Annotated in this window: 9 protein-coding genes; all 9 read right to left on the reverse strand. The window is 44.1% G+C overall.

Annotation, left to right across the window (positions count from 1 at the left end; translation table 11 throughout):
- Nucleotides 1-76: 76 nt before the first annotated feature.
- The gene (gltA, locus tag T546_RS0102920) at nt 77-1,462 is read right to left on the reverse strand and encodes an NADPH-dependent glutamate synthase (RefSeq protein ID WP_026890325.1); all 1,386 of its coding nucleotides are present in this window, start codon (nt 1,460-1,462) and stop codon (nt 77-79) included.
- Nucleotides 1,462-2,352, reverse strand: a complete 891-nt coding sequence (locus tag T546_RS0102925) for a sulfide/dihydroorotate dehydrogenase-like FAD/NAD-binding protein (protein WP_026890326.1) — start codon at nt 2,350-2,352, stop codon at nt 1,462-1,464. The genes gltA and T546_RS0102925 overlap by 1 nt, the downstream gene beginning before the upstream one ends.
- A gap of 166 nt (nt 2,353-2,518) precedes the next feature.
- Nucleotides 2,519-4,183 carry a PucR family transcriptional regulator gene (locus tag T546_RS0102930; RefSeq protein ID WP_026890327.1) on the reverse strand — a complete coding sequence of 555 codons (1,665 nt, stop codon included), beginning with the start codon at nt 4,181-4,183 and terminating at the stop codon, nt 2,519-2,521.
- Between the two features lie 151 nt (nt 4,184-4,334).
- A complete protein-coding gene (locus T546_RS0102935) occupies nt 4,335-5,573 on the reverse strand; it encodes a M20 family metallo-hydrolase (RefSeq protein ID WP_026890328.1) in 1,239 nt (412 codons plus the stop codon).
- 14 nt (nt 5,574-5,587) lie between these two features.
- Complete coding sequence (locus T546_RS0102940) at nt 5,588-5,800, reverse strand: hypothetical protein (RefSeq protein ID WP_026890329.1); 213 nt, start codon at nt 5,798-5,800, stop codon at nt 5,588-5,590.
- Nucleotides 5,801-5,831: 31 nt separating this feature from the next.
- Complete coding sequence (locus tag T546_RS0102945; RefSeq protein WP_026890330.1) at nt 5,832-7,442, reverse strand: L-lactate permease; 1,611 nt, start codon at nt 7,440-7,442, stop codon at nt 5,832-5,834.
- A gap of 20 nt (nt 7,443-7,462) precedes the next feature.
- A complete protein-coding gene (gene arcC, locus T546_RS0102950) occupies nt 7,463-8,398 on the reverse strand; it encodes a carbamate kinase (RefSeq protein ID WP_026890331.1) in 936 nt (311 codons plus the stop codon).
- Nucleotides 8,399-8,414: 16 nt separating this feature from the next.
- The gene (gene fdrA / locus T546_RS24935; RefSeq protein ID WP_034597714.1) at nt 8,415-11,420 is read right to left on the reverse strand and encodes a bifunctional FdrA/YlbE family protein; all 3,006 of its coding nucleotides are present in this window, start codon (nt 11,418-11,420) and stop codon (nt 8,415-8,417) included.
- A gap of 14 nt (nt 11,421-11,434) precedes the next feature.
- Nucleotides 11,435-12,487, reverse strand: coding sequence for an ureidoglycolate dehydrogenase (gene allD, locus T546_RS0102965; protein WP_026890332.1), 1,053 nt, complete (start codon nt 12,485-12,487; stop codon nt 11,435-11,437).
- Nucleotides 12,488-12,581: the final 94 nt, after the last annotated feature.

Here is a 12,581-nt window from a genome sequence, read left to right on the forward strand (position 1 = left end):
CTGAAAGAAGGTGCTGGGACTTGCGTCCTGGCACCTTCTTTGTCTACAGTCTGACCTGATTTTCCTTTTTGGATAATCAGGTTTTTAAATATTTATCAATTCCTTTTGCGCCGGCCTTCCCTGCTCCCATTGCGAGAATGACAGTGGCCGCTCCTGTAACGGCATCACCGCCTGCAAACACACCTTCTTTTGTGGTCTGTCCGTTTTCTTCATCTGCAATAATACATTTCCACCGATTAATATCAAGACCTTTTGTAGTGGAAGAAATTAACGGATTGGGAGAGGTACCCAGAGACATGATTACCGTATCTGTTTTTATTTCATATTCCGATCCCGGTATTTCCTCCGGGCGTCTTCTTCCTGATGCATCCGGTTCCCCAAGCTTCATCTTAACGACCTTCATGCCCTTTACATAGCCGTTCTCATCCACAAGTATTTCTTTCGGATTTGTAAGAAGGTCAAAGATAATGCCTTCTTCCCTGGCATGATGAACTTCCTCTGCTCTGGCTGGAAGCTCTGCTTCACTCCTTCTGTAAACAACGTGCACGGTTGCACCTAGTCTTGCCGCTACTCTGGCCGCATCCATGGCAACATTACCGCCGCCTACTACAGCAACGTTAGTCCCCGCAAATATGGGGGTGTCATAATTTTCATCGAACGCTTTCATGAGGTTGGCTCTTGTTAAATATTCATTGGCTGAGAAAACACCATTTGCATTTTCTCCCGGAATTCCCATAAACATCGGAAGTCCGGCGCCGGAGCCTATGTAAACAGCTTCAAATCCCTCATCTTCAAACAGCTGATCAATTGTCGTTGATTTTCCAATGATTACATTGGTCTCAAACCTTACGCCCAATTCTTTTACCTTTTCGATTTCTTTTGCTACAACTTTCTCTTTTGGAAGACGGAACTCCGGAATTCCATAGACAAGCACTCCGCCTAATTCGTGAAGAGCCTCAAAGACGGTAACACAGTAACCCAGCTTTGCCAAATCCCCTGCGCAGGTTAGACCTGACGGGCCAGAACCGATTACAGCCACCTTGTGTCCGTTTTTCTCTTTGGGGCATTCTGGTCTGATGTCATGTTCCAGGGCATAATCTGCTGCAAATCGTTCCAGCTTACCAATGGAAACCGGCTCTCCCTTGACTGCGCGGATACATTTCCCCTCGCACTGGGATTCCTGTGGACAGACACGCCCGCAGACAGCAGGGAGGGCAGATGCCTTGCTGATTACCTGATATGCTTCTTCTATATTTCCTTCCTGTAACTCTTTAATAAAACCGGGAATATCAATTGCTACAGGACAGCCCTGAATGCATTTTGCGTTTTTACACCCGAAGCATCTGGAAGCCTCTCTGACTGCTTCTTCCAGATTGTATCCTTCACAGACTTCTTTAAAATTTGTAACACGTACTTTTGCATCCTGTTCTTTGACAGGTACTTTCTTTAACATATCAGCCATTAGTTACCTCCCCCGCAGTTCCCGCAGCCGCCATGATGTGTGTTTCCTTCCTTCTGCTTCAGCATGACACGGCCTTCCTCTGTTTTATACATCTGGCTTCTTTTGATTGCCTGGTCAAAATCAACCAGATGTCCGTCAAATTCCGGTCCGTCAATACATGCAAACTTAACCTGATCTCCCACCATAAGACGGCATGCTCCGCACATTCCTGTGCCGTCTACCATAACCGGATTCATGCTGACAACTGTTTTTAAATCATACTTTCTGGTCAGCAGGCATACAAATTTCATCATTATCATAGGTCCGATTGTTACACACGCATCATACTTCTTCCCCTGGTTCTGGATTAAGTCTTCCATTAAGTTAGTCACAAGACCGGTTCGTCCGTAAGAACCATCATCGGTTGTTACATACAGATTGCCGGAGACTTTTTTAAGCTCATCTTCCAGGATAAGCATATCCTTTGTCTTTGCTCCAATGATAACATCTGCCTCAATTCCATTCTCATGCAGCCATTTCACCTGGGGATAAACCGGTGCTGTCCCGACTCCTCCCGCAACAAAAAGGAGCTTTTTATGTTTTAATTCTTCCAGATCTTCATGGACGAAATCAGAAGGGTTTCCTAAAGGTCCTGCGAAATCACGGAAACTGTCATTTTCATTTAAATCTGCCATCTTTACGGTGGAAACTCCTACTTCCTGAAATACAATGGTGATTGTTCCTTCCGCCCTGCTATAATCACAGATCGTAAGCGGGATTCTCTCACCATTCTCTCCCATCTTAACGATTACAAACTGTCCAGGCTGGCAATTGGCTGCTATGCGCGGCGCATACACGTCCATAAGAACTATTTTATCTGCCAGCTTTTGTGCTTTTAATATTCGATACATCATCTTCTCCCTTCTTTTGCGACCCGCTTTTCCCATAATAATCGTTGTATTCTTACCGGATTATTTCTATCATGACCAGTATAGATAATTTATTAACACTTTGCATCGGAGCATGATGACAAAAAAGAAAAAGCGGTTTATCCAACTTAGATAAACCGCTTAAAGTCTATTTCTTATTATAGTTTTCAATCATTCTGTAAACTACAAGACCGATTCTCACGGCCAGCCTTTCGTTGGCATTATCAAAATCAATCCCTGTTATTTTAGAAATTTTTCCAATCCGGTAAGCAGCTGTTTTATAGTGAACATATAAGTCCTGAGCCGTCTTGGAAAGATTTTGATTGTAGTTTAAATAAGTCTTCAGCGTTATAATAAGATCCTGCTGCTGGGGCTTTTTATAGTTAAACAGCTTCTGAAGGGATTCGGGAACATATTCCATTAAAAGCGCCGGATCGTCCACCTGACACAGAAGCTTAAAGATTCCCAGATCGGAAAACATCATGATATAGGCGTTCCCCTCATAAGAGATATCCGCTGCAATGTCAATAAAGGAAAATGCATCTGCAGCTTCCTTATATGACCCCTCCAGCTGCATGATTCCCTCTACGATCTTGCCTACACCTGCCTTTACTACAAGCTTTTTGTTATGCTGTGCCATACCTGCCTGAACCTTACTCCACATCTCTTTTAAATCTTTGCGGTACTCGGCCTGGGTCCGGTTGGGATTGGCAGTTTTTATGGCAACCACTTTGTCCATGTCCGTATGTACTTTTACATCAGTCAGCCTCTGTCTTACCACATCTTCCAGCCAGTTGATCTGCTGAAGCTTTTCATTCATTTTCTTCTGGGTGCTTCCTTCGTATGTGACTCCAAAGACAATCACACGGTAATGGTCATTGGGATCCATACCAAGGAGGCTGGCATTCTTTTTCAGCTCGTCTACAGAGGTGACTTTTCCATTTAGAATATTATTTAATAAGTCGTGCTGGTACTTTTTCTCCAGTTTTGATACCGCGAACTTTCTTGAGAATTCATATTGGAGGGCAACAATGGCATTTTCCACCGCAATGCAGTCCATCATATTAAATTTATCGTATTTTTCCGTTATAACAAGATACATCTGTATTCCCACATTCAAATTCATTCTGACAACATAACAGGGGCATTCCCCCTCCTGCCTGGTATATTCGTAATTGGAGAAAATACCCGGATCAAACTCAGCTGCTTTAGGGGATAATTCAAATTCATATTCCTCGCTGCCAGTTGCCGCATAACAGGACATATCCTGATTATAAAGAGCAATGGGATTGCGGATCAGCTTATTTAACATATCAAGAATATCCCCTACCGGATTTTTCTTAAAATTATTGGAAAGGGATAACGCCATAAAATTATCATGAGTTGTTTTATAATACTTTAATTTTGTCACTTCCTCATTAAAAAGCCGTTCCATAACCAATGACATAATGGTCTGGAAGGAGACTTCAAAGGAGACTTCAATCAATGGAATCCCGAAGTTCTCTGCGTATTCCCGAAGAAGGACAATCTTGCTTTCCACGCCTTCTACCAGTTTTCTCTTTTTTAAAATCAGTCCGCTGACATTCTTCTTCTCAAGCTCGGAAATATAGAATTTAAATTCTTCAATGGTACAGGTGTTAAATGCATATAAACCAGTCAGCAGCAGTTCTCCTCCATTAATAAATTTAACAATATCCGGTGCCTCAATGATCGTCGCGCCCTTAATTTCCTTCCTTAAGCCACTCTCTCCGCAAATCAGAGTCATTTTCCCCAAGTTCTCTGTTTTGAGAAATTCTTCTACTGTAAATTTCATTTCCTTCTCTGCACAGCCCCTTCTTATTATTTTTTCTCCTTTATCAGTATAACATAATGCAGCGGTAACTGTTAGTTCATGCAAGAAAGGCCGGGCTTTCCTGCCCGGCTGATTCCCTGCTGTATAAACGTCTCATTGCCCCCCGGCTCATTTATACAAGCAGTTTTATTGCAAGTTCCTCCATTATAATAGAAGCTTTGGCGAAATCGCTGAATTTAGTAAATTCTACCGGACAATGGCTTCTGCCATCCTTGCTTGGTACAAAAAGCATCACAGTGGGTATTACCTGTCCGATTTCCAGTGCATCATGCCCGGCTCCGCTAGGAAGGTACTTATAACTGAAGCCATGGTTCCTGCAGCTTTCTTCCATTGTGCTCAGCATTTCCTGGGATAAGTTCACAGAAGTAATGGTAAGCTTATTGTCCATTTCGTAAGTGCCCCCGATCGCTTTCACTTCCCGATCTAAAGCGGCACGGATTCTTTTCGCAATATCATTAATATGTTCGTTGTTTCTGGACCGTATATCAACGGTAAACTGGCATTCTTCCGCTACGATATTCATACCGCCCGGTACTGTATTGATATAACCAACGGTTGCAACGGTTCCATCGGCTTTTTCTCTTGCCCAGTCTGCTATCTTTGAGATAACCTTGGAAGCTGCATCCACGGCATCCTTTCTCATATCCATGGGAGTTGTTCCCGCATGGTCTGATCTTCCGTGTACGGTGACCATATATCTTTGAATTCCAACGATACAGTCCACCAACCCCAGCTCAATTCCTTCTGCATCAAGGACTGGTCCCTGTTCAATGTGGGTTTCCAGGAAATATCCGATGGAGCCGATAGGCCATCTGGCTTCTTCCACTCTTTCAGGATCCAGACCATATTCTTTCATGGCGTCATAGATGGAAATGCCATCCGTATCTTTGTATTTTCTGCAATACTCTGCATTCCTGTTTCCTAACATTGCACCGGAACCAAAATATCCGGTTCCAAACCGCATGCCTTCTTCATCACAAAATCCAACAACCACAAAGTTTCTTTTTGGTGTCAGGTTTTTGCTCTTTAATTCCCGTGCAACTTCGATTGCACATACTATTCCGGCAATGCCGTCAAAATCTCCGCCGTTTACTACGGAATCGTAATGAGATCCCATCATAACACAGGGCAGATCAGGAGCTTCCCCCTTAAGAATCCCAAATACATTACCTGCCGCATCTTCCTGTACCAGAAGTCCGGCTTCTTCCATAACTGTTTTAAGATAATTCACCGCAGCTCTGGACTCTTTTGTGAAAGGAAGGCGGGTGCAGCCTTCTCCCGGAGTCGCAGTAAACTTTTTTAAACATTCCAAATCCTTGGCAATTCTGCCTGTTTTTTCTGCAACAGCCATTTATTTACCCTCGCTTATTTTGATTTATCGTATTTCAGGCAATCGTAAATATACTTTTTACAAGGTGAATAAAGCATTGCAGCAATAATAATTACTAAACCAGAGAAGCACAATACTTTATTGGCATGATTAAGTCCAACTATTATTGTAACAAATGCAACCATAATTGCAAGAAAGGCAATGGTTAATCCCCCTTCTTTTGTCCGAAAAAAATCATTCTTTTTCATCTCACATTTACTTTCACTTTCTATGTATTTCCTAAATTGCCAGCATGAAGAACAAAAATACTCCAATTGCAATTGTCACAGGGACTGTAACCATAAGAATTCTTTTTAACACTTCCCCTTCGCTTCCAAGAATATTGGCTGTTGTGGTCCCCAGTATGATTTTGCTTGGACTGACCGCACTTCCGATGGAACCGCCGGCTGACTGTGCCCCCAGAACCGCTGCCGGATTCACATGCAGAAGATTTGCTGTGGTCATCTGAAATCCTCCGAACAAAATATTGGAACTCATGTTGCTTCCAGTCATAAATGTTCCTAAAAGCCCTACAAAAGGCACCAGAGCGATATATGCTTTTCCCAGCACCTTTGCTATTCCATCTGCCAGTACTGCAGTCTGTCCCGTTCCGTCCATGATCTTAGACATAATGACCAGACCGATTACTGCAATTCCCGATGGCATGGTCATCGAAACCGATTTGACAAATACACGCTTTGTTCCTCCCTTTTTAATCCAGCCATTCTTCTTGTAATAAATCAGTCCGGCAAGGGAAGATACCAGCAGGAAAAAGCTTGCTTGGGTAAATGGGGACAACGGAGAGAAGCTGCTGCTTGCTTTGTTTACATGTCCGTATCCGGTTACTGTCTCCGGGAATGCAAAACCAAACTGAAATTTTGCTAAAAGATCATGTACCGGTTTTATGGTAAGAACAATCAGAGTAATCGCTGAAAGAAGAAAATAGGGAACAAACGCCTGTACAAGTGTCATACCCTGGGGAAGCTCTTCCCCTTCCTGCTTTGTAAATTCCCGGTTCATAATCGGACTGTCTTTCAGGCTCCATTCCTCTTTGTACATCCGGGTTCTTCCCAGAAGAAGGATAACAATTAAAGAAATGCAGGAGGGAACAAAACAGGAAATGGTTGTGTTGACCTGGGTCAGCAAAAGCTGTCCGCCTCCCTGAATCAGGGATATTAACATTACGGCAGCCAGACCTTTCTTAACAGCCCTGCCTTTTCCGTAAAACCAGCATACCACAACTCCTCCCACAATATTCCAGAACCAGATAAAAACAGCAGTCCAGAATGCAGTTAATAAGTATTCTTCGCTGCCTGCCTCCAGATTTACACTCATAGCCAGGGAATCCCATGCAACTCCCAGTGTTCCGAAGGTATTTCCCCAGGCCTGTCCAAGCAGAGGGATGATAACTGCCCAGATTGGGTGGACACCGATTCCGATTAAAAGGGGAGCACCCACTGCAACGGGAACCCCAAATCCTGTGATTCCCTGGAGAAAGCTTTCAATCACCCAGCCCATGGCAAATACCAGAAGCAGCTCGTTAGGCAAAAGCTTTCTCATTCCATCCCGGATAACCAGAAAGGCTTTTGCTTCGTCTCCCACCTGGTACAAAAGGATTGCGGTCCAGACAATAATGAGGATAATCAGTGCATTCCAGATGCCCTTTGCACTTTCCGCCGCAATGATTGTGAGTCCTGCCTTAAAAAGAAATACTCCTGTAACGACTGTGATCATAAGCCCAACTGCCGCAGCTTCCGTTGCACCCCAATGAAATTTAATCATCAGGATTATGAGTGCAATAATTGGCAGAAAGGCCATTGCCCATGTAAATAGATTTACTGGTATATTCATTTTAAATTTCCTCGTTCTTACTAAGCATGAATAACAGTTCCTGTCTTCCCGGCAATGCCGTCAGCGGCTTTATCAAGCAGTGTTATTAATGTTTTTCTGCCTTCTCCTGATTCTGCAAACCGGAGAGCAGCTTCAATTTTAGGAAGCATGGAGCCTTTGGCAAACTGCCCCTGGGCAATGTATTCCCTGGCTTCTTTTGTACTCAGCTCTGACAGCCATTCCTGGTTTTCTTTTCCAAAATTAACCGCTACCTTTTCCACTGCTGTTAAAATCACCAGGTAATCCGCATCAATCTGAGAAGCCAGCAGACTGCTTACATTATCTTTATCAATAACTGCATTGACACCGGAAAGCTTTCCTTCTTCGCTTACTACCGGAATTCCTCCGCCGCCGCAGGTTATGACTACATGACCTGCATTCATTAAGGTTTTGATCGTTTCCAATTCCCGTATTCTCACCGGCATAGGAGAAGGAACTACGATGCGGTAACCTCTGCCTGCATCCTCCATACACCTGATACCCTTTGCCTCATTTTTTTCTGCCTCTTCCTTTGTAAGAAATCTTCCGATTGGTTTTGCCGGATTTTGAAACGCTTCATCATCCTTACTGACTTCAACCTGAGAAAGAATGGTTGAAACTTTTCTGTCCATGCCCCGTTTGTGAAACTCATATTTAATTGCATTCTGCAAGTCAATTCCTATGTATCCCTGGCTCATTGCCACGCTGGTGGGAAGGGGCACCTGTTTCATGCCTTCCTGCATCAGGGTAAGATGATCCATGGCAGTCTGGATCAGCCCAACCTGGGGTCCGTTTCCATGGGTGACGATAATGGACAGACCCTGCTGTGCAAGATCTGCAATTACCTCTGCCGTCCTGGCGACAGCTTCTTTTTGCTCTTCGATATCATTGCCCAGGGCGTTTCCACCCAGAGCAATTACTATTTTTTTATTTTCCACAACGTTCTCCTAAAATCTACTGAGTGTATCCCAGTTTCTTTGCATAGGCTGTGATTGCTTTTTCAAAGCATTCCATTGGCGGATGCACGGTTCCTGCTCCAATTTGTCCATATCCTGCAACTTTATGGGCAATTCCCGTATTAATTACCGGTGTAATGCCTTTTTCTACTACAAGTCTTGCATCAATTCCCAGAGTGGCTCCCTGGAAATTCCAGTTGGGAATGATAAAATTTGGGTTTCTGTCTATGGTGATCTCCGCCATCTCTGTGCTGGTACGCAGAGCATCTTCATATCCGCCTGCGCCCACAAATCTGGTAACAGCGGGAGCTGCAATCATTGCCATACCTCCTACTCCAAAGGTCTCAGTGATGGCGCTGTCACCCATATCCGGACAGCCGTCCTCTTTGTCATATCCGGTGAAATACAGTCCCTGAGGCGTATTAACCGGCCCTGTAAACCACTGATCTCCCATACCTGCAATGCGGATTCCAAATTCCACACCATTTCGGCACATGGCAGTCACTATCGTACCATCGGTCACAGTACGTGCAGCATCCATAACGGACTTGCCGGTTGCCATCATTATATTTAAAAAGAACTGGTCCGTATCGGATAAGAATTTAATGACATCGTAACGATCCTGATCGGATATCTTCATCTTTGTAATAACAGGTGCGACTTCCTTTAAAAACGCCAGGGAGGCAGCAATATTTCTCTGATGGAATTCATCTCCCATCGCAATGGCTTTTGCTACCAGAGGATTCACATTAATTCCGCCAAGCTCCCTGATCGCAGCCTGTAACACGGGTCCAAGAACATCTCTCATCCAGCGAAGTCTGTTAACAACCTCCTCGGAGTAGGCACCAAAACGAAGTACCTTTCCGATTCCTTCATTCATGGTGCAGTAACCTTCGTTGCCGTCTGTCTTATTTTCCACAACGAATACTGGCATGTTTGCAGTAGTAATCCCGCCCATGGGACCCACTGCTCTTACACTGTGACATGGCAGGAACTTCACTTCTCCGGATTCCAAAAGCTGTCTGGCGGCCTCTTCGGTATCAGCCCATTCTTCAAAAAGGATTGCACCCACACAGGATCCCTGCATGGGATCTGGCATATCTTTATAGGCAACCGGCGGACCTGCATGAAGAATCACTTTTCCATTGTTTAATTCAGGAATTACATTTTTTGCCCGTGTATTATCTGTGATGACTGGCTGACTGGCAACCACCTTCATAATCACTCTGCGGTTTGCTTCATCGATGTCCAGATTTTTATTGTTTCTAAGGAAATTAAGGGTTTTAATCAATTCCACATTTCCCCCTGCTGGAGGCATCCAGTCGTACTGAACCACTTCACAGCCAAACTCCTTAGCAACTTCAGAAAAGCTTTTCAGTCCAATATTGATGATTGTTGGTTTCTCTGCCAGCATCTGAAGCAGTTTATCAGATGCCTTACCAGGAATGGTATCAGAAGCTTTCTTTGACCGGATCTCTTTCTTCACCTCAGCAAAGTCAAGACCGATTGCCTGAATCGCTGTACGGACAGCCAGTTTATTGGTTTCGCATACGATTACTCCAGCATCAGTCAGCTTTATAACCGCCTCATCATACCCCTGGAAATCCTTTCTGGTTCCGCATACAGTTGCAATAAAGAAAACCTTTCTGCCTTCTCGTTCTGCCTGATCGCCAAATTCCCTGATTGCAGGAAGCAGAGCGCCTGCCATATCGGCATGGGAGCCATATCCCAGCATGACATCAAGAAGAATGACTCCTGTTGATTTGTCATCAATGGCTTCTTTCATGCATTCAATTCTCTTAGCCGGATCGATCATTGGGTGGGGTTTTCCCTGTGTATATACATCATCGCCAAGATCAACGACAATGTGTCCTCCGGTCTTTAACATGTATCCTTCTGCTTTTTCAGGCGGGATCTTTAAATCCAGTGCATCTTTGATCAGCATGGCAGCTTCTCCAGCGAGGGTACCGCCGGAATAATATGCCTTAATTGTCTTCTTTTCTTCCCTGCGGTAAAAGAATGATCGATCCAAGGTTACTTCGCCCTCTTTAACCGTCTCTCCCCGTACCAGGCTGACTGCCAGGCGGGCTGCTTCATCAAGGGTATAAGTATGATAGAAATTCTCCTCATGATACTCTGGTTTTTCTCCCAGGAATAAAGTAATAACCGGCTTTTTGCAGACACTGAGCCTTGCTGATACTTTTTCTCTGACTGCCTTTGCCGGCGGCTTGGAAATAACAATCATGACAGCAACACTGTCATCATCTTCCATTGCATCAATCATATCCATCATGGTGATTCCGCCCACCTGGGTTGATAAATCACGGCCTCCGGTACCAATGGCATTTTTAACCCCCTCTCCAAGGCGGTCTATGATGGTAGTCAGTTCCTGGATACCCGTTCCAGATGCACCTATAATTCCAATGGCTCCCGGTGTTACACTGTTGGTAAATGCGATAGGTACCCCCTGAATGATGCTGGTTCCGCAATCAGGTCCCATGACCACAAGCCCTTTTTCATGAGCCTTCTCTTTTAATTTCTTTTCGTCCTCAATGGTGACGTTGTCGCTGAACATGAATACATTCATGCCCTCGTCAAGCGCACGGTCCGCCTCCAGAGCCGCGTAAGCTCCTGGTATGGAGATCACTGCAAGATTGGCATCTGGTAATTGACCAAGTGCCTGATCCCATGATCTTGCACTTTGGGATTCTTTTCCATTTCCTGCTGATACGGATTGCTTCTGAAAGAATTCCTCTGCCTCTTTCATAATGGTTTCCAGAAGACTTTCCTCTTCTACGTCAGCAACGATAACCATATCATTGGCCGTTGATTCCATTAATTCTTTTGTATCCAACCCGCTCTGCTTAAAGATGTCCTTGTTAGCAGGTGTGGCCATCATAACAGAAGCCTTCTTCACTCCCTGAATCGTTGAGATCTGATTGGTAAGAAGCATCAGTACTACAGAATCGTGATAACTTCCCTTTTTTACTGCTGTTCTTAACATAATAATATTTCTCCTTATTCTGCAAATCGGTTCTTGTGGTCATATCGGTTAAAATGAATGGCATCACTTTTTAAGTACTCATAGATTGCATCTACAATTTCAATTCCGCCATTGTTATAATATTTATCTCTTCTCATAACGGCTCTTTCGCCTGGATAATAAACTTTGTCATATCCGTCTGCCGGTGGGATTGCATTTAATTCATCACAGGTAACGGACATATTTTTCATGAACTCTTCGATGTTTGTAAAACGCTTTGGATCCATAACAATATGCATATGGCCCAGTTCTCTGCCCTTTGAGCAGTCATGATACATGGAGCTTACATGCTTGCCAAAGGGTACGCCTAAGAGAATACCGGAAAAAATATCAACCATCATCATAAGACCGTAACCCTTTGCACCGGCAATGGGAACAAGTGCATTTACTTTGTTTGGATCTGTAACCGGATTTCCTTTTTCATCTACCGCCCATGTATCCGGAATGGATTCTCCTCTGGATCGTTTGTCCAGGATTTTTCCCCACGCCTGTACGGTTGTTGCCATGTCAAATACCACTTTTCTCTCATCTGCGGTCGGAGCTGCAAAGGAAATTGGATTTGTTCCGTAATACGGTTCTGTCCCGCCTGTAGGTACTGCCATTGGATCTGACTGGCAGAAGGAAATGGCTAACAGGTTCTGGTCTGCTGCCATCTCTGTATAATAACCAAGAGCGCCGCTGTGGGATATGTTGCGGACACCGACTACAGCGATGCCGTTTTTCTTTGCCATCTCAATTGCCTGTTCCATTGCTTTTGTGGCAGCCACATATCCGCAGCCGTTGTCACCTTCAAAGATTGCAGAACATGGACCTGTCTCTTTGAATTCAAAATGAGGATCTACGGTAATGCCTCCCTTGGAAATCCGTTCACTGTAATACTCCACTCTTACTGCTCCATGGGAATGGTATCCCCTCTCATCTGACCAGGTAAGAATCTCTGCTGTGATATCAGCATGATCTTCTTTCAAACCGGCTCTCATTAATTTTTTCTTCATCAAGTCTTTTAATTCAGCTCTTACAAGTTTCATTTATCCTTCCTCACCTTCCTGATTTATGGTTATTTTTGTTCAGCAAATTGCTGCCAACCAGCTTTTCTTTATCTATTATGGTTATTTTTCACCC

The sequence above is a fragment of the [Clostridium] aerotolerans DSM 5434 genome (assembly GCF_000687555.1).
GTDB lineage: Bacteria > Bacillota > Clostridia > Lachnospirales > Lachnospiraceae > Lacrimispora > Lacrimispora aerotolerans.

Excerpts from the sequence above, each read along its gene's own strand:
- gltA (WP_026890325.1), bottom strand. The coding sequence starts at position 1,462 with ATGGCTGATATGTTAAAGAAAGTACCTGTCAAAGAACAGGATGCAAAA.
- T546_RS0102925 (WP_026890326.1), bottom strand. The coding sequence starts at position 2,352 with ATGTATCGAATATTAAAAGCACAAAAGCTGGCAGATAAAATAGTTCTT.
- T546_RS0102930 (WP_026890327.1), bottom strand. The coding sequence starts at position 4,183 with ATGAAATTTACAGTAGAAGAATTTCTCAAAACAGAGAACTTGGGGAAA.
- T546_RS0102935 (WP_026890328.1), bottom strand. The coding sequence starts at position 5,573 with ATGGCTGTTGCAGAAAAAACAGGCAGAATTGCCAAGGATTTGGAATGT.
- T546_RS0102940 (WP_026890329.1), bottom strand. The coding sequence starts at position 5,800 with ATGAAAAAGAATGATTTTTTTCGGACAAAAGAAGGGGGATTAACCATT.
- T546_RS0102945 (WP_026890330.1), bottom strand. The coding sequence starts at position 7,442 with ATGAATATACCAGTAAATCTATTTACATGGGCAATGGCCTTTCTGCCA.
- fdrA (WP_034597714.1), bottom strand. The coding sequence starts at position 11,420 with ATGTTAAGAACAGCAGTAAAAAAGGGAAGTTATCACGATTCTGTAGTA.
- allD (WP_026890332.1), bottom strand. The coding sequence starts at position 12,487 with ATGAAACTTGTAAGAGCTGAATTAAAAGACTTGATGAAGAAAAAATTA.